Source organism: Arthrobacter livingstonensis (assembly GCF_003219815.1).
Classification (GTDB): Bacteria; Actinomycetota; Actinomycetes; order Actinomycetales; family Micrococcaceae; genus Specibacter; species Specibacter livingstonensis.
In genome coordinates this window covers 213198-229693 of the sequence record NZ_QJVD01000002.1, presented here as the reverse complement: position 1 = coordinate 229693, position 16496 = coordinate 213198, and the positions used below count along the sequence as shown (strand labels likewise).

The 16496-nt window shown below is 66.5% G+C and carries 17 protein-coding genes; 9 read left to right on the top strand and 8 right to left on the bottom strand.

Features of this window, described 5'->3' with window-relative positions; all coding sequences use genetic code 11:
• Nucleotide 1: 1 nt before the first annotated feature.
• The 3 genes from CVV68_RS03080 (at nt 2) to CVV68_RS03070 (ending at nt 2166) form a co-directional block, all read left to right on the top strand.
• On the top strand, nt 2-589 hold the full coding sequence (locus CVV68_RS03080; protein WP_211320701.1) for a DNA-3-methyladenine glycosylase I: 588 nt from the start codon (nt 2-4) through the stop codon (nt 587-589).
• Complete coding sequence (locus CVV68_RS03075; RefSeq protein ID WP_245933299.1) at nt 586-1842, top strand: putative hexosyltransferase; 1257 nt, start codon at nt 586-588, stop codon at nt 1840-1842. The genes CVV68_RS03080 and CVV68_RS03075 overlap by 4 nt, the downstream gene beginning before the upstream one ends.
• A 156-nt stretch (nt 1843-1998) precedes the next feature.
• Complete coding sequence (locus CVV68_RS03070) at nt 1999-2166, top strand: DUF3117 domain-containing protein (protein WP_082369385.1); 168 nt, start codon at nt 1999-2001, stop codon at nt 2164-2166.
• Nucleotides 2167-2447: 281 nt separating this feature from the next.
• On the opposite strand, the gene CVV68_RS03065 is transcribed toward CVV68_RS03070, so the two are convergent.
• Nucleotides 2448-3080: an O-methyltransferase gene (locus CVV68_RS03065; RefSeq protein WP_110499533.1), complete on the bottom strand. Its 633-nt coding sequence runs from the start codon at nt 3078-3080 to the stop codon at nt 2448-2450.
• A 172-nt stretch (nt 3081-3252) separates the two neighbouring features.
• On the opposite strand from CVV68_RS03065, the gene sigE reads away from it, so the two are divergent.
• A complete protein-coding gene (sigE, locus tag CVV68_RS03060; RefSeq protein ID WP_110499532.1) occupies nt 3253-3885 on the top strand; it encodes an RNA polymerase sigma factor SigE in 633 nt (210 codons plus the stop codon).
• A gap of 111 nt (nt 3886-3996) precedes the next feature.
• The gene (locus tag CVV68_RS03055; RefSeq protein ID WP_110499531.1) at nt 3997-4416 is read left to right on the top strand and encodes a twin-arginine translocase TatA/TatE family subunit; all 420 of its coding nucleotides are present in this window, start codon (nt 3997-3999) and stop codon (nt 4414-4416) included.
• Nucleotides 4417-4550: 134 nt separating this feature from the next.
• Here CVV68_RS03055 and CVV68_RS03050 read toward each other — a convergent pair whose 3' ends face one another.
• Genes CVV68_RS03050 through CVV68_RS03040 form a run of 3 tightly spaced genes read right to left on the bottom strand, consistent with a single transcriptional unit; the run spans nt 4551 to nt 7557 of the window.
• Nucleotides 4551-5678, bottom strand: coding sequence for an Mrp/NBP35 family ATP-binding protein (locus CVV68_RS03050; protein WP_110499530.1), 1128 nt, complete (start codon nt 5676-5678; stop codon nt 4551-4553).
• Between the two features lie 12 nt (nt 5679-5690).
• Nucleotides 5691-6233, bottom strand: a complete 543-nt coding sequence (locus CVV68_RS03045) for a DUF1003 domain-containing protein (protein ID WP_110499638.1) — start codon at nt 6231-6233, stop codon at nt 5691-5693.
• Nucleotides 6234-6270: 37 nt separating this feature from the next.
• Nucleotides 6271-7557 (bottom strand): magnesium transporter MgtE N-terminal domain-containing protein, encoded by a 1287-nt coding sequence (locus tag CVV68_RS03040; RefSeq protein ID WP_110499529.1) that lies wholly within the window; start codon nt 7555-7557, stop codon nt 6271-6273.
• Between the two features lie 121 nt (nt 7558-7678).
• Between CVV68_RS03040 and CVV68_RS03035 the strand changes: the two genes are divergently transcribed.
• From CVV68_RS03035 to CVV68_RS03025, 3 genes are all read left to right on the top strand, one after another.
• Nucleotides 7679-8515: a YflT domain-containing protein gene (locus tag CVV68_RS03035; RefSeq protein WP_110499528.1), complete on the top strand. Its 837-nt coding sequence runs from the start codon at nt 7679-7681 to the stop codon at nt 8513-8515.
• Nucleotides 8516-8637: 122 nt separating this feature from the next.
• The gene (locus tag CVV68_RS03030; RefSeq protein WP_110499527.1) at nt 8638-9093 is read left to right on the top strand and encodes a hypothetical protein; all 456 of its coding nucleotides are present in this window, start codon (nt 8638-8640) and stop codon (nt 9091-9093) included.
• On the top strand, nt 9090-9386 hold the full coding sequence (locus tag CVV68_RS03025) for a transcriptional regulator (RefSeq protein ID WP_110499526.1): 297 nt from the start codon (nt 9090-9092) through the stop codon (nt 9384-9386). The genes CVV68_RS03030 and CVV68_RS03025 overlap by 4 nt, the downstream gene beginning before the upstream one ends.
• Nucleotides 9387-9492: 106 nt before the next feature.
• On the opposite strand, the gene CVV68_RS03020 is transcribed toward CVV68_RS03025, so the two are convergent.
• Complete coding sequence (locus tag CVV68_RS03020) at nt 9493-11064, bottom strand: aminopeptidase P family protein (RefSeq protein ID WP_110499525.1); 1572 nt, start codon at nt 11062-11064, stop codon at nt 9493-9495.
• Nucleotides 11065-11156: 92 nt separating this feature from the next.
• Between CVV68_RS03020 and CVV68_RS03015 the strand changes: the two genes are divergently transcribed.
• Nucleotides 11157-12005, top strand: a complete 849-nt coding sequence (locus tag CVV68_RS03015) for a PHP domain-containing protein (protein WP_110499524.1) — start codon at nt 11157-11159, stop codon at nt 12003-12005.
• Here the strand turns inward: CVV68_RS03015 and CVV68_RS03010 are convergent.
• The 3 genes from CVV68_RS03010 to CVV68_RS03000 all read right to left on the bottom strand — a co-directional run bounded on the left by CVV68_RS03010 (nt 12002) and on the right by CVV68_RS03000 (nt 16472).
• A complete protein-coding gene (locus CVV68_RS03010; RefSeq protein ID WP_110499523.1) occupies nt 12002-12991 on the bottom strand; it encodes a DNA-methyltransferase in 990 nt (329 codons plus the stop codon). The genes CVV68_RS03015 and CVV68_RS03010 overlap by 4 nt on opposite strands.
• A 14-nt stretch (nt 12992-13005) precedes the next feature.
• Nucleotides 13006-14616: a DEAD/DEAH box helicase gene (locus CVV68_RS03005; RefSeq protein WP_438502608.1), complete on the bottom strand. Its 1611-nt coding sequence runs from the start codon at nt 14614-14616 to the stop codon at nt 13006-13008.
• Nucleotides 14617-14987: 371 nt separating this feature from the next.
• Nucleotides 14988-16472 carry an RNB domain-containing ribonuclease gene (locus CVV68_RS03000; protein ID WP_110499521.1) on the bottom strand — a complete coding sequence of 495 codons (1485 nt, stop codon included), beginning with the start codon at nt 16470-16472 and terminating at the stop codon, nt 14988-14990.
• Nucleotides 16473-16496 lie beyond the last annotated feature (24 nt).

Genomic DNA, 16496 nt, shown 5'->3' with positions numbered 1-16496 from the left:
CATGGCCGACGTTGTTGTAGGCGCCGATGGGAAGGCCCGTTGCGCGTGGGCGGGGATCCAAACCGATGAACAGTACCAGCGCTACCATGACCAGGAGTGGGGCCGCCCCGTTGAGGGTGAACGCGAACTTTTTGAACGGTTGTCCCTGGAGGCGTTTCAGTCGGGGTTGAGCTGGATCACCATCCTGCGCAAGCGCGACGCTTTCCGGGAAGCCTTCGCCAACTTTGAGCCGGCCATAGTGGCGGACTTTGGCCAGGCGGACATCGACCGGCTCATGGCCGACGCCGCCATTGTGCGTAACCTGATGAAGATCAAGGCAACCATTGGCAACGCCAGGGCCATCCTGGCGCTTCCCGTCGGCGTCACGCTGGGCACGCTGCTCCATGCCCACGCACCCGTGCGCCCGCGCACCGGCGGCGAACCCATCCCGGCCAGGACCGTGGAATCCGCTGCGCTGGCCAAGGAGCTGAAGAAGCACGGCTTTGCCTTTGTGGGGCCGACCACGGCGTACGCCATGATGCAGGCTGTGGGCCTGGCCAACGACCACCAGCCAGGGTGCTGGGTGGCGGAGTCACTGAAGCTTCCGTGACGGAACACGCCCGCCGGGAGGCATCGCAGCGGCAGGCAGCTCCCACGGTCAACGAAGTCCTGTACGCCGCAGGGCGCCGGCTGCTGGCACCCTTGCAGCGGGCGCCGTGGTGGCTGCAGGTCTCCATCATGTACGCCGCCGCGCGGCTGGTCTCCTTCGCCATCCTGGCCGGTGCCGCTTATCACGCCGCAGAATCGCCCTGGTCCGGCGCGCAGCCGGACTACCTTGCCTTCATCAACCGCTGGGACGCCGGCTGGTACGAGCGCATCTTCGCCGGCGGCTACCCATCTGCCATACCTCGCAACCCGGACGGCACGGCGCAGCCCAACCAATGGGCGTTTTATCCGCTGTTCCCGCTGCTGGTGCGCGGGCTTAACGCCGTGACCGGACTGCCATGGGCCGTGGCGGGGCCGCTGGTGGCCACCGCGGCGGGGCTGGCCGCGGCCCTCATGATTTACCTTTTGTTCCGGCATTTCGCTTCGCCCGGCACGGCCGTTTGGGGAGTGGCTTTCTTCGCATTTTTTCCTGTTTCGCCTATCCTGCAGGTGGCGTACGCGGAATCGCTGAACACGTTCCTGCTCGCGGCGGCCCTTTACCTGCTCATCCGGCGCCGGTACTGGACCGGCGTTCCGGTGGTTGTCCTGCTGTGCCTCTCGCGGCCGGCAGGGGTGCCGTTTGCCGCCGTCGTCGGCATGCATCTCCTCCTGCGCCTGCGGCACCGGTGCCGGGAGCCGTTCCCGCCGCGCGAGGTGGCCGGCGCGGCGGTGCTGCTGGCGGCCAGCGCAGTCATGGCGCTTGCCTGGATGTTGGCTGCCTGGTGGGCCACGGGGGACCGCAGCGCCTATACGGACACCGAAACGGCGTGGCGGGGGACCCGTCTGGTGTTGTTCAAGCCATGGTTCGACGCCGGCGTCGCGTTGGCCGGTCCGTTCTGGGGGCCGCTGCTGCCGCTGCTTCTGGTGGCGCTCGCTGCCCTGTACCTGAACTCCCGGGCCGTGCGGCGCATCGGGACGGAACTGCGCCTCTGGTGTGCCTTTTACCTGCTCTACCTGTTGGCGGTCCTGGACCCGCAGTCGAGCACCTTCCGCGTGATGCTGCCGCTGTTCCCGCTGGCGCTGGCCGCAGCGTTCATTTCGGCCGGCCGGGCCTACCGGTGGGCCATTTTGACCATGTTCACCGTGCTGCAGCTGGTGTGGGTTGTGTGGCTGTGGCAGTTTTCGGCCATCAGCACCGGTCAGGCCTGGCCGCCGTGACGATTCATGGCTTTTCGCTGCGGGACGCAGGGGACCCCCGATTAGCACCCGGCAGCAGAAATACTGAATAATGGACTGTGAGGGATACAACACGAACTTGCATGTGGGATTGCCCCGCAGGCCTGTGGGTTCGAACTATGAAAAGGGGAACTCCTTATGGCGGCCATGAAACCCAGAACCGGCGACGGTCCGATGGAAGTGACCAAGGAAGGGCGAAGCCTGATCCTGCGGCTCCCGCTTGAAGGCGGCGGACGCCTTGTGGTGGAAATGAACGCCGACGAGGCCAGCAGCCTCAAGGAGTGCCTGGTGGGCGTGACCGAGTAGCTCGGGCAACCACCACTGATTTACCTGCGGGGCGGCCACGCTGCCCCGCTTGGCGTTTAAGGCGGTCCCGCGTGCATGCTCCCGAAGCCTTGAGGCGTGGATGGGCCCACGCGCCCGTGGGACCCGGCTGACGCGTCAGCGTCAGTCCTTGAGGCGTGGATGGGCCCACGCGCCCGTGGGACCCGGCTGACGCGCCAGCGTCAGTCCTTGAGGCGTGGATGGGCCCACGCGCCCGTGGGACCCGGCTGACGCGCCAGCGTCAGCCCGGGAGGGCGTGGGGATTAGCGTTTGACCGCTAGCAGCAGGCCGTCTCCGGTGGGCAGCATCGCCGAAATCAGGGAGTCGTTCTCCCGGACCATCTTGCCAACCTTTCGCAGTACCACCGTGCTGGTTTCACGGATGGCCGGATCGGAGACCCGGTCCTTGTCCAGGGCGTCGTTGATGACCAGCAGGCCGCCGGACTTCAGCAGCCGGATGCCCTGCTCCACATAGTCCGGGTAGCTGGGCTTGTCCGCGTCGATGAACACCAGATCGTAGGCGGCATCGGTCAGGCGGGGAAGCACGTCCTGGCCGCGGCCGGAGATGGTGCGTGTCCGGTTGGCGGGGGATCCGGACTCGATGAACGCTTCGCGGGCGGCCTTGAGGTGGTCCACGTCAGGGTCAATCGTGGTCAGAACGGCGCGCGGGCCCAGTCCGCGCAGCAGGGCCACGCCTGAAACGCCGGCGCCCGTGCCGACCTCCACGGCCGTCTGCGCCTTGGACGAAGCAGCCAACACGGTCAGCGCTGCGGCAACACCGTGGGTGACGGCGAACAAGCCCAGCTCGTGCGAGCGTTCGCGGGCGCGGCGAAGGACGTCATCTTCCACGGGGAGGCCCTCGGCGTAGGACCAGCTGGTGGACTTGTCGGCGCTCATGGGTGTGGTTTCCTAAACTGTTGCGGCGGGTTCCCCTAGCCTACTGCCTGCGCCGTGGGCTGAATTTCTCATTCGCCCAGCTAAATGTCAGTTTCTTTTGGCACAATATGGGAACCCGGTGGTGACAAGCCGGGCAGGTTTTACGCCTAGCCGCAAGAAATGAGGTGCAGCCATGGATTCAGCCCCCAGCTCAGCAGCTTTGACTGCCGTTTCCGCCGCCGACCCGCAGTGGACGCCGCCGTCGTGGGACGAAGTTGTCACCAACCACGCGGCGAAGGTCTTCCGCCTGGCCTACCGCCTGACCGGGAACAAGTTCGACGCCGAGGACCTCACCCAGGAGGTGTTTGTCCGCGCGTTCCGCTCCCTGGCCAAATTCAAGCCAGGCACCCTCGACGGATGGCTGCACCGCATCACCACCAACTTGTTTCTGGACCAGGCGCGCCGCAAGCAGCGGATCCGCTTTGACCCGCTGGCCGACGACGCCGAGTCCCGCCTGGCCGGTGCCGATCCGGGACCCGAGCGCACCTTTGAATTCAACAACCTTGACGTGGACGTTGCGGCCGCATTGGAGGCGCTGCCCCCGGACTTTCGCGCCGCCGTCGTGCTGTGTGACATGGAGGGGCTCTCCTACGACGAGGTCGCCCACGCACTGAACGTCAAGCTGGGCACCGTCCGTTCACGCATCCACCGGGGCCGGGCCATGCTGCGCGAGTCACTGGCCGACTTGGCGCCGGGGCGCGGCTGCGACGTGCGTCCGCCCAAGAAGCCGCTGCTGTCGATGCCCCGGATTGTTGGCGCCCACTAGGCGTGGACGCCTCCCCTTTCAGCGGGCCGGTGTGGTTCCGGCGGCCAACCACCGGACCCAAAACGTGTTCGGAGTCGTTGCTTTTAGTCTTGAGAGGGTAATCTTCCTAACGTGTTTGGTATCAATACCCCCGAGCTGGTCCTGATTATCGTTGTGGCACTTCTGGTGATCGGCCCCACGCGCCTTCCGGGCTATGTGGAGAAGCTGAAGAACCTGATCCGCGAAGTTCGCAGGATGGCTTCCGGCGCGCGCGAAACCATCAAGGAAGAAGCCGGGCTGGATATTGATGACATCGACTGGAAGAAGCTGGACCCGCGCCAGTACGATCCCCGCCGGATCATCCGCGAAGCCCTGCTGGACGACGACGACGTCAACGCCTTCAATTCGCTCAAGGCCGCACCCGGCGCGGCCATTGCCTCGATGATGGGCAAGGACAGCGACGGGAAGCCTGCCGAATCGACTCCGGCCGCCCCCGCGGTTGAGCGCCTGGCCGAGGGCCAGCGCGCCCCGTTCGACCTCGAAGCGACCTAGCCCCACCGATGCTCCCTCAGAACCGGGTGATTTCCCGCCGTCGCTCCCTCACATTCGGGTCATTTCTCCCCGACGCTCCCTCAGCCGGTGAGGGAGCATTTGCGTTTGGCCCCCCGAAGGTGATGGAGCGTCGGTCAACGCGGGGTGACACCCAGGTGCAGGCCGGCCAGGCCGCGCGGGCGCACGGCTAATTTCTCCGCAATGACCAGCAGCGCGGCAGCTGCCGGCGACTCCGGGTTGGCCAGCACGATCGGCGCCCCGATGTCCCCGCCCTCGCGCAGCGCCACATCGATCGGAATCTGGCCCAACAGCTCCACCGGCGCGTTGACGGTCTGGGTCAGCCGCTTGGCCAGCACTTCGCCGCCGCCGGAGCCAAACAACTCCAGGGTGCTGCCGTCGGGCAGTGTCAAGAATGACATGTTCTCAATGACGCCAGCCACCTTCTGTCCGGTCTGAACAGCGATGGCGCCGGCCCGCTCCGCCACGTCGGCGGCCGCCGCCTGCGGCGTGGTCACCACCAGGATCTCCGCCTTGGGCAGCAGCTGCGCCACCGAAATGGCAACATCGCCCGTGCCTGGGGGAAGGTCCAGAAAAAGTGCATCGAGGTCGCCAAAGTACACGTCGGTCAGAAACTGCTCCAGTGCCCGGTGCAGCATCGGCCCGCGCCAGGCGACAGGCTGGTTGCCGGTGACGAACATGCCGATCGAAATGACCTTCACACCGTGTCCAACAGGTGGCAGGATCATTTCGTCAACGCGCGTGGGAACCTGCGTGATGCCCATCAGCGCCGGTATGGAGAATCCGTAAATGTCCGCGTCCACAATGCCCACGCGCAGGCCCCTGGCCGCCAGCGCGCAGGCCAGGTTCACCGTGACGCTCGACTTGCCGACCCCGCCCTTGCCGCTGGCCACTGCGTAAACCCGCGTCAGCGAGGATTCGTCGTTGAACGGGATGCCGCGTTCGGGGTTTGCGCCCTTCAGGCTTTCCTTCAGCTCGGCGCGCTGCTCCGCCGTCATGACGGTGAGCTCCACATCCACGCCCGTGACGCCGTCGACCTTCGTCAGCGCCTCCGTTGCATCCCTGGTGATGGTGCCGCGCAGGGGGCAGCCGGCAATGGTGAGGCGGACGACGGCGCGTACCCGGCCGCCGTCGAACGCCTCCACCGACTCCACCATGCCCAGCTCGGTGATGGGCCGGCGCAGCTCGGGGTCGATGACCGTGGCCAGGGCGGCGTGCAGGGCTGAAGCGGTTGGTGCGGACATGTGGTGCTTGCCTTAGGGGTTGGAGGTGCGTCTCGGTGAAACCGTCTTGAGGGACGTGGTGGCGGGATTCCGGGGGTTGCGGGACTCGCGGCCGGGTTCGGCGTCGTCGTCCGAGATGGCGATCAGCTCCTCAAGAAGGCTGCGCAGCTCGGAGCGGACAAAGTCGCGCGTGGCCACCTCGCGCAGGGAGATCCGCAGGGCGGCGACCTCGCGTGTCAGGTATTCGGTGTCGGCGAGGTTGCGCTCATTGCGGGAACGGTCCTGCTCGATCTGGACACGGTCGCGGTCGTCCTGGCGGTTCTGGGCCAGCAGGATCAGTGGGGCAGCGTAGGAAGCCTGGGTGGAGAAGAACAAGTTGAGCAGAATGAACGGGTAGGGGTCCCACTTGAGGCTGAACAGGCCAATGACGTTGACGGCAATCCAGACGATCACAAAGACGGTCATGTACAGCAGGAAGTTCGCCGTGCCCATGTAACGCGCAAAACGCTCGGCGAACCGGCCGAAGAAGTCCGGGTCGCCGGCGAGGTTGGGCAGGAGCCGGGACCTCAGCTCCATGGGCGTGTCGAGGCCGCCGCCCTTGGCGTGGTGCCGTTCAGCCAATGCGGCCTCCTAATTTCCTAAACGGTGCGCCGTCCTCATGGGTCCGCCAGTCGTCCGGCAGCAGGTGGTCCAACAGGTCATCTACCGTCACCGCGCCCACGAGCCGCCCTTCCCGGCTGACCACGGGGAGCGAATTCAGGTTGTAGGAGGCCATGATGTGGCTGACCACGGAGATGTCATCCTGGTCGGAGACGGGTTCCAGGTTCTTGTCCACGAGGGTGCCCAGCTGTTCCGGCGGGGCACTGCGCAGCAGCTGCTGGATGTGGACCAGGCCCAGGAAGCGTCCCGTGGGGGTTTCCAACGGCGGGCGGCAGATGAAAATGGCGGAGGCCAGTGCGGGGGAGAGATCCTCGCTGCGTACATGGGCCAGGGCCTCCGCGACCGTGGCTTCCGGCGGAAGGATCACCGGCACGGGGGTCATGAGGGCGCCGGCGGTGCCCTCCTCGTACTGGAGCAGGCGGCGCACGTCCTTCGCTTCGTCCGGCTCCATGAGCAGCAGCAGTTCCTCGGCCTTGGCCTGGGGAAGGTCGGCCAGGAGGTCGGCGGCGTCGTCGGGGTCCATTTCCTCCAGGACATCGGCGGCACGTTCGTTGTCGAGCGCGGAGAGCAGGTTGACCTGGTCCTCCTCGGGAAGCTCGGACATGATGTCCGCGAGGCGCTCGTCCTGAAGTTCGCTGGCCACCTCGATACGGCGCTTGTCGCTCATCTCCTGAAGGGCGTCGGCAAAGTCGGCCGCCTTCAGGTCCTCGTGGGTTGCCACGAAGTGGGTGGCGCCTTGCGGCTGGGCGATGTCGTCGGGGTGGGCCTCGGCCCAGTCGATGAGCAGGGTGTGGCCGCGCCGCAGCCCGCGCAGGCGGGAGGTGGAGCCGCCGCGGCGGACAAAGAGCTTGGTGACCAGCCAGTCGCCATTGCGCTGCTGGTCCATGGCAATGTCCTCGATGACGGCGTCGCCGCTGCCGTCCACCAGGGTCACCTTGCGGTCAAAAATGCCGCCCACCACCAGCTGCTCGGCGCCGCGCTGTTCAAAGCGACGCAGGTTTACCAGGCCGGTGCAGATGATTTGGGACTGGTCCATGGAAGTCAGGCGGGTCATGGGCACAAACACACGTTTTTTGCCGGGCACTTCCACCACGATGCCGACGGCGTGGGGGGCCGTGTGGGGCTGGCCGCGGCCCAGCACCACCACGTCGCGCAATTTGCCCAGCCGGTCGCCCAGCGGGTCAAAGACGTCCAGGCCGAGGAGTCGCGCCACAAAGATGCGCGTGGGTTGTGTGCTCACCCTTACAGGCTACTTCCCAAGCCTGCGATTGGCGTAACCTTGGGGCGCCCTGCAGCGGGCTTGCATTTCACTGCCAGCGATACTACAGCCAATGCGCAGGAACATGGTGAACAATGGAGGGATGGCAAACCTCTTTGGACGTACCCGACCAATGGATGAAGCCCGAGTTGTTCCCACTGGGGAGACAATCGGTTCCTACACCTCGTATCTGGACGCCCAAAAGGCGGTCGACTACCTGGCGGATGAGAAATTCCCAGTCCAACACGTGTCCATTGTGGGCAACGATCTGAAGATGGTCGAACGCGTCACCGGCAAGCTCAGCTACCCGCGGGTGGCCTTGTCCGGAGCGATGACCGGCGCCTGGTTTGGCTTGTTCATCGGCGTCATGCTGTCGTTCTTTGACGGCGGCAGTGGCGCCGGCGGACCCTACCTGAACGTATTCACGGCCGTTCTCATGGGCGCTGCATTTTGGATGTTGTTTGCGATCATTGGCTATGCCGCCCAGCGCGGCAAGCGCGACTTCACCTCCACCAACCAGGTGCTCGCCACCAGCTACGACGTCATTGTCACGCCGGACGTGGCCATGGACGCCCGCCGCCTCCTCGCCCAGCTGCCCATGAAGTCCACCGCGCCGCGCCCGTTTCAGGGGCAGGGGCAGGGGCAGAGCTACCAGGGATACCGTCCGCCTGCGCAGCCGCCTGCCCAGGCTCCCGGGCAGCAGCCGCCGGCCCGCCCTGAAGGCTGGCACGATCCGTACGGGGCAGCGGCGCCCGCATCCCCCGAGGGTGCAGCGGAAGAAAGTCACGACCGCCCCGGCCAGGCACCCCTGGACGGGCCGCGCCGCGGCCAGTTCCCCGATCTTCCCGACGGCCGCCCGCAGTACGGCATCCGTGTGGACACGCCGCCTTCCTCGCCGGCCACGCCGTCGGAGCAGGATGACAAGCCTGCGGAGCACTAACAACACTCCCAACTGTTTGAGGAATCAATAACGCAGAAGTTGGAAGGCCGGGTGGGATCGTGACGGTGGGCGGCGCGGCGACTTGTTGACTTTCCGCATCGGAAAGTGGTTGACTTTCCATTATGGAAAATCAATCGGGAAATGAGGCGCGCGAAGCGCTGTCCGCCATTGGCGATGCGCGGGCTGCTGCGGCAGAGAGGCTTGTAGCCCCGTGGTGGTACTACCCGGTGCTCGGCTTACTCGCGGCCGGTGCCGTCCTCATGGCGTCGCTGGGAAACGTGTTTGTCTTCCTTGGCACGCTCTGGGTGTTCACCGTCGGGCTGGGCGTTCTGATGGGCCTGCACCGGGAACGGACGGGCTTGTGGATCCCAGCGTTCCGTTCCGGCCGAGCCAGCCGGTGGGCGTGGCTGCTGCTGGCGGCATATGCCGTGTGCGTGCCGGCCGCAATCATTACGGGCAGGCTGGCCTCCACGGAGTGGGCGGCCTGGTTGGCTGCCGTCGTACTTTTCGCTGCAACGGCCGTGGCGGGGAGTCGCTTTAACGAGGCGCTGCAGACGCAGCTGCGGGGGGCCCCGTGACAGCGGCGACGGAACCTGTGCTCAACGAAATCATTCATGCGCCCAACCGGCTGCGGATCTGCGCATTCCTTGGCACCGTGGACCGGGCCGAGTTCAGCGCCATCCGCGAGATGCTGGGCGTGGCCGACTCCGTCACCAGCAAGCAGCTGAAGGTGCTCGAGGATGCGGGGTACGTGAAGCTGAGCAAGCCGACAGGCAAGGGTCGGGTTAAGACTTGGGCCGCGCTGACACCGGCGGGCCGCGGGGCCTATAAAGTGCACGTCGCAGCACTGAAGGCGCTGATCGCCGGCTAAGCGTGGTTCCGCCGTCGTCCTTAAAAATCTGTGTTGCACTTGATGGACGAAAATCCCGGAAAACAGGGGAAATCCGTCCAACAAGTGCAACACAGATGCGGGAGGCCTAGCCGAGCAGGCGGGCCATCCAGGCTTCGACGTCGTCCGGGGTGCGGGGGAGTGCCGCGCTCAGGTTGACGGGGCCGTTGGCAGTGATGAGGATGTCGTCCTCGATGCGCACGCCGTTGCCGCGGTACTCGGCCGGAATGGCCAGGTCCTCGTCCTTGAAGTACAGGCCGGGCTCGATGGTGAAGACCATGCCTTCGGTGATGGTGCCGTCAAGGTACAGCTCTGCGCGGGCCTGGGCGCAGTCGTGCACGTCGAGGCCCAGGTGGTGGCTGGTGCCGTGCGGCATCCAGCGGCGGTGCTGCTGGCCCTCCGGCGAGAGCGCAACCGTCGCGGCGACGGGCAGCAGGCCCCACTCCTGAAGCCGCGCTGCCAAAATCTCCATGGCGGCCATGTGCACCTGGCGGAACTTGGCCCCCGGCACGGCCACGGCAAACGCGGCGTCGGCGGCGTCCAGCACGGCCTGGTAGATCTTGCGCTGCACCTCGGAATACCTGCCGTTGACCGGGAGGGTGCGCGTGATGTCCGCCGTGTACAGCGAGTCGGCCTCGACGCCGGCGTCCACCAGCAGCATTTCGCCGTCGTTGACGGTGCCGGTGTTGCGCGTCCAGTGCAGGATGGTGGCGTTGTTGCCGCCGGCGGCGATGGTGTCGTAGCCGAGCTCGTTGCCGTCCTCGCGGGCCCGGGCGAAGAAGGCACCCTCCACCACACGTTCTCCGCGGTGGTGTGTGACGGCGCGGGGCAGGGACTTGATGATCTCCTCAAACCCGGCGGCGGTCGCGGCAATGGCGATCTTCATCTGCTCAACTTCCCATGCGTCCTTGAGCAGGCGCAGTTCGGAGAGGGCTTCGGCCAGCTTGGCGTCCAGTTCATCCAGCGCTGCGAAGTCCATGTTGTCCGGGTCCTTGGCCGTGTTGTAGCGGGCCGTGTCCACCAGGGCATCAATGTTCTCGTCGACCTTGCGGACCAGGCGGACGGAAATGCCGCCCACGGAAGGCTCGCCCACGTTCTTGGTGATGGCCACCTCCAGCTCGGAGATGTCCACGGTGTCCAGGCCCAGCAGCGCCCTGAATTCGGCGAGTGTGGGCCTGGGGCCAATCCAGAATTCGCCGCTGCGCGAGTCGGCGTAGAACTGCGTGGTGTCCCGGCCTGCGAGCGGGCGGAAGTACAGGGACGCGCGGTGGTTGCCGCCGTCGTCCCCTTCGCCGTCGGCAACGGGCTCCAGGACCAGCACGGCGTCGGGTTCGTGGTCCATGCCCAGTCCTGTCAGGTGGGCAAAGGCGGAGTGGGGGCGGAAGCGGTAGTCGCAGTCGTTGGAGCGGACCTTGAGCGCGCCGGCCGGGACCACCAGGCGTTCGCCCTTGAACTGTTCGGAGATGGCACGACGGCGGCGCGCGGCATGGTCCGCAACGTCGGCCCGGGCGGGCAGCACGGAGGAAGCCGGGGCCCAGTTGGAGGCCATGAAGGCGCGGAAGGCATCCGAATCGGGGCGGTGCGAACGGTTGTTCACGCGCTCCTCGAGCGGCTGCTGGATGGATTCGGGATGCTGGGTGGACTGTTCCGTCTGGTTCATCCCCCAAGTCTCTCACCGGCGTCGCGCTCGGACAAAGGCGGGGCAAAGATGCGTGGGCGCGCCATGGCCGGCGCGCGACGTAGGCTTGGAGCGTGAAGATCGACCTGCATGCGCATTCGAACGTCTCCGACGGCACCCAGAAACCCGCAATGCTGGTGGCCGCAGCCGCCGCGGCGCGCCTGGACGTGATGGCGCTGACCGATCACGACTCAACGGCGGGCTGGGCCGGTGCACTGGCGGCCGCCCGCAGCCTGGAGATCGGACTGGTTCCGGGCATGGAGATTTCCTGCAAAACCGACAGGGGCGTCAGCGTCCATCTGCTGTGCTACCTTCACGACCCCGCCCACCCGGGCCTTCTGGAGGAAATCACCAAGGCCAAGGACGCCCGCCTCACCCGCGCCGAACGCATGGTGGAGCGCCTGGCCGAGGACTACCCGCTGAACTGGGACGACGTCAGCGCCCATGTTGCCCCCGGCGCCACGGTGGGACGCCCCCACATCGCGGACGCCCTGGTTGCCGCCGGGATCGTCTCGGACCGCAACGAGGCCTTCGCCAACATTCTTACCTCACACTCGCGCTACTTTGTCAGCCATTACGCCCCTGATCCCGTGCTTGCCGTGGAGCTGGTGCGAGCCGCGGGGGGAGTGCCCGTGTTTGCCCACCCCATGGCATCTGCCCGCGGCCGGGTGGCGGCTCCGGAAACCTTCCATGACATGATCGACGCCGGACTGCTGGGGTTGGAGGTCGACCACCGGGACAATTCCCCCGAAGGCCGCACCTGGCTGCGGGCGTTGGCGCTGCAGGAAGGGCTGCTGGTGACAGGTTCCTCCGACTACCACGGGGCGGGCAAGCCCAATCTCCTGGGGGAAAACACCACCACGCCCGAGATGCTCGAGCGGATCATTGCGGCCGGGACCGGGTCCCGGCCGTACCTGCCCTAGGGTTCGAACAGCGTGGGCTGGCCCGGCCGGATGACCTCTTCTGCGCAGTGCTCCGGGTCGGCGGCGCGCATGACACCGTCCTGCGCGGTGCCTGCATCGTCGGCTGCGCATGACAGGTCAGGGCCGACCACCGTTGCGACGTGCCCCAGGCGTGCCGTCATGACCTCGATGGCCTGGGGGTTCGCGTCCACGCACACAAAGCGGCGCCCCAGCTTGGAGGCCACGGCGCCCAGGGTCCCGGAGCCGGCAAAGAAGTCCAGCACCCAGTCCCCCTCACGGGAGGAGGCGGCCACGGCGCGACGCAGCAGGCCCTCGGGCTTTTGGGTGGGGTAGCCGGTCTTTTCCTTGCCCGTGGGCGAGACGATGGTGTGCCACCACACATCCGTGGGCAGCTTCCCCAACTCACGCTTTTCCGGTGTCACCAGGCCCGGCGCCATGTACGGCTCCCGGTCCACCTCGGCACTGTTGAAGTGGTACGTTTTCGGGTTCTTTACGTACACGAGGATGTTGTCGTGCTTGGCGGGCCAGCGGCTTTTGGCCCGTGCGCCGTAGTCGTAGGCCCAGATGATCTCGTTCAGAAAGCACTCACGGCCAAAGATCGCATCCAGCATGACCTTGGCGTAGTGCACTTCGCGGTAGTCCAGGTGCAGGTACAGGGTGCCGTCGTCGGCCAGCAGCCGCCACGCTTCCACCAGCCGCGGCTCCAGGAACTGCCAGTAGTCCGTAAAGGCGTCGTCGTAGCTGTGCAGGGCACCCTTGATGGTGTCGTAGCTGCGCCCGCCAAAGCCCACACGGTCGCCGGCACCCTCGGCGTTGTGCACCATGGTGGTTTGCCGGCGGCTTTGCACCCGCCCCGTATTAAAGGGCGGGTCCACGTAGATCAAGGTGAAGGATCCGTCGGGAAGGGTGGGCAGGAACTCGGCGTTGTCGGCATGGACCACCAGGTTCGGCCCCGTGGCGTCCGGCTGCCAGGCGGTCGTTGTCATGGGCGCGTCAGACCCTATTCGCCGGCGGTTTCCGGCTTGGCCACGACCTCGCCGTTGCGGCGGCGCGTGCGGCTGCGGCGCGGGCGTGTGGCGGCGGCCTCGCTGGACTGGACTGGAGCGTTGTCCTGGGCAGGACCGTTGTCCGGGGCCTGGCTGCCGCGTTCGGAGGAGGTGCGACGGCGGTTCCGCCCGCCGTCGTTCCTCTCACCGGTGCGCTTCTCACCGTGCTGGGAACCCGAGCGGTTGCCACCGCGGTTGGGACCCCGGCCGGCGTCGCGTCCGTCAGACTTCGGGGCGTTGCGCTTGCCGGTCTCGCCCAGGTCCTCCATGACCTCGGCATTGATGCCGGCGTGCGTGCGCTGGTTGCGGGGCAGGCGGCCCTTGGTGCCCTCGGGGATGTCGAGGTCCGTGTACAGGTGCGGGGAGGAGGAATACGTCTCGATCGGTTCCGGAACGCTCAGGCCCAGGGCCTTGTTGATCAGTGCCCAGCGGGGCATGTCGTCCCAGTCCACGAACGTCACGGCCGTGCCCTTGTTGCCGGCGCGGCCCGTGCGGCCCACCCGGTGCAGGTAGATCTTTTCGTCCTCGACGCACTGGTAGTTGACTACGTGCGTGACGTCGTCCACGTCAATGCCGCGGGCGGCCACATCGGTGGCCACCAAAACGTCAACCTTGTTGTTGCGGAAGGCTCGCAGGGCCTGCTCGCGGGCGCCCTGGCCAAGGTCACCATGGATGGCTGCGGCGGCAAAGCCCCGGTCCACGAGTTCCTCGGATACCTTCGCGGCGGTGCGCTTGGTCTTCGTGAAGATGATGGTGCGGCCGCGGCCGCGGGCCTGCAGGATGCGGGCCACGACCTCGATCTTGTCCAGGTTGTGGGCGCGGTAAATCAACTGGCGGATGTCGCGCTTGGTCAGGCCCTCGTCGTCGGGGTCGGCGGCACGGATGTGTGTCGGCTGCGTCATGTAGCGCCGGGCCATGGCGACCACGGGGCCGGGCATGGTGGCGGAGAACAGCATGGTCTGGCGGACGGCGGGCGTGCCGCCGATCAGGGTTTCGACGTCGGGCAGGAAGCCCAGGTCCAGCATTTCGTCGGCCTCGTCGAGGATCACGATCTTGACGTTCTTTAGCTTCAGGTGGCCCTGGCGCAGCAGGTCGATAAGGCGGCCGGGGGTGCCGACCACCACCTCGACGCCCTTCTGCAGTGATTCGATCTGGGGCTCGTAGGCGCGGCCGCCGTAAATGGTGGCGATGCGCACGCCCAGGTGCTTGGAGGCGGTGGTGAGGTCGCCGGCGACCTGGACGGCCAGCTCGCGGGTGGGCACGATGACCATGGCCTGCGGGGCGCCGGGAACGGGCAGCTTGTCAAAGTTGTCGCTCTTGGGGCCCACCACGCGCTGCAGTGCGGGGATGCCGAAGCCAAGGGTCTTGCCCGTTCCGGTCTTGGCCTGTCCGATGATGTCGTGGCCGGCCAGGGCGATGGGCAGCGTCATGGCCTGGATGGGGAAGGGGTGGGTGATGCCAGCCTCGTTCAGCGACCGGACAATGTCCGCGTGCACGCCAAAGCTGGCAAAGGTTTCCTTTTCCTCCTGGCGCGGGGGTTCGTTGCTGACCAGGCTGCCGTCAATTTCGACCTTCTCGCTGCTGTCTTCTGCCTGCAGGAGGGAATCTGCTTCAATGCTCAAATGCTTACCGTTCAATTCGTCTATTCAGGTGCGCCCTGACGTGGGCTCGACGCCGGCGTTTCATTGCCGAACGGAGCCTGGCGGGACAGCACAACCTTGGGGAAGCCGATCGCGGGCTAACAAAAACTTGTCCTCCCGCCGCCAGATAGCGGGCTGGAAGGATCATAAAGAGACTCGCGTAGGGGCGGGTTTGTTGAATTAAAAACATCAATCAACGACCGGGCATCCATGTCTACTCCCTTAGTCTAGCGGGTCGGCCCCAAATACCTTCGCGAATGGGCAGTTGATGACGGTGTTGGCCGCCAGCACCGTTATCAACTGCCGGTTTGGGTGGGGGCGGCCGGCACAAACTGGACGGTCCGCCTGGCAATGTCCGCCGTCACGAGCTTCACGCGCACCACCGTGCCCGGTTGCAGGTTGCCGACGCAGTATCCGGTGACTGCCGGTTCGGCGATCTGGATGGTGCTGCGGGCTGCGCCCGCCTTCGTGGTGTGGCCGTTTTGCCGGGGCCCGGCAAGGACGACGGCGTCAAATTCCGTTCCGACGCGATGGCTCAGCAACGCCGCCTCCACCGTGTCGATGGCTGCCCGGTCCACCCTGCTGGCGAGCTGGTTGGAGGCGGACATGATCTCAGGAAGCGCATCCAACGCTTGGACAGCCCAGGCCGGCACCTCCGCTCCGGAACACAGCGCGGCGCAGATGGCCAGGACGAACCTGTCCACGAGCCGGCGCAGGGGTGCGGTGGCATGGGCGTAGGGGGCGGCGACGGCGGCCTGGGTCACTTCCTCGGGCACGGTGCCATTGAAGGGGGTGTAGCCGGCGCCACGAAACAGTGTGGCGGCGGCGTGCATCAACGCCAGCTGCCTGGGGTCCGAGGTGTCCAGGGTGCGCAGGTAGGCGCCGTACGCCATGGTCTCATCCCACGGCTTGCCCAGCGCCACGGTCTGCAGCCGGTAGGCCGCAACGGCGCCGGCATCCGGGGCGGGCATGGTGCGCAGGATGCCAACCTTGCCGGCCAGCATCACCTGCGCCGCGGCCATGCCGGTCAGCAGTGAAATCTGGGCGTTCCAGTCCTCGACGGGCAGGCCGGGCCGGAACTGGAGCACGTAGCGCCCGTCCACAAACTCCACTTCCTGGGCCGGCACGTTAAGGCTGGCGCCGCCGCGGGCGCGTTCCAGCTCGATCCGTTTCGTCCCAATCTCGCGTAACAGCGCCAAGGTGCCGGCAAAGGCGGCAGGTGCGTTCCCGGCGTCGAGCATGTCCTGCGACTGGGCATAATCGAGCTTGGCCACGCTTTGGACTGTGGCACGGCGCACCTTCGCCGACGTCTGGGTGGCATCCGCGGCGAGGTGGATTTCCCACACAAACGCCGAGCGCGGATCATTGGCGAAGAGGCTGGCCGCTCCCTCGCTCAGCGGGACCGGGTGGAGCGGGATGCGGTTGCCGGGGGTGTAGATGGTCTGGCCGCGGCGCCGGGTTTCCGTATCCAGCGGGCCTCCGGCGGGGACAAAAGAGGGGACATCGGCAATGGCGTAGTGGACCACATAGCCGTCCCCATCGCGTTCCAGGAACATGGCCTGGTCCAGGTCCTGGGAGCCGGGCGGGTCAATGGTGATGAATGGCAGCGCGGTCAGGTCAGGGTCCGGGAGGGTGTGGCCGGCGATGACCTGGTTCACCTCGGCGAGCACTTGGGGGTCAAAGCCGTCCGGCAGTTTGAACTCCACTGCTAGGGCCTCGAGGGCCCGGGTGAGCGTCTGCTGGGCGGCGCTGCTTCGGACGCCAATGTGAGAGTACGGCACGCAATCAGCGTAAACGATTCGCCG

Bases quoted from the DNA above. Each gene is read 5' to 3' on its own strand.
- CVV68_RS03050 (WP_110499530.1), bottom strand. From the start codon at position 5,678: ATGTCCGCACCAACCGCTTCAGCCCTGCACGCCGCCCTGGCCACGGTC.
- CVV68_RS03080 (WP_211320701.1), top strand. From the start codon at position 2: ATGGCCGACGTTGTTGTAGGCGCCGATGGGAAGGCCCGTTGCGCGTGG.
- sigE (WP_110499532.1), top strand. From the start codon at position 3,253: ATGGATTCAGCCCCCAGCTCAGCAGCTTTGACTGCCGTTTCCGCCGCC.
- CVV68_RS03065 (WP_110499533.1), bottom strand. From the start codon at position 3,080: ATGAGCGCCGACAAGTCCACCAGCTGGTCCTACGCCGAGGGCCTCCCC.
- CVV68_RS03030 (WP_110499527.1), top strand. From the start codon at position 8,638: ATGGAAAATCAATCGGGAAATGAGGCGCGCGAAGCGCTGTCCGCCATT.
- CVV68_RS03010 (WP_110499523.1), bottom strand. From the start codon at position 12,991: ATGACAACGACCGCCTGGCAGCCGGACGCCACGGGGCCGAACCTGGTG.
- CVV68_RS03045 (WP_110499638.1), bottom strand. From the start codon at position 6,233: ATGGAGCTGAGGTCCCGGCTCCTGCCCAACCTCGCCGGCGACCCGGAC.
- CVV68_RS03035 (WP_110499528.1), top strand. From the start codon at position 7,679: ATGGCAAACCTCTTTGGACGTACCCGACCAATGGATGAAGCCCGAGTT.
- CVV68_RS03020 (WP_110499525.1), bottom strand. From the start codon at position 11,064: ATGAACCAGACGGAACAGTCCACCCAGCATCCCGAATCCATCCAGCAG.
- CVV68_RS03070 (WP_082369385.1), top strand. From the start codon at position 1,999: ATGGCGGCCATGAAACCCAGAACCGGCGACGGTCCGATGGAAGTGACC.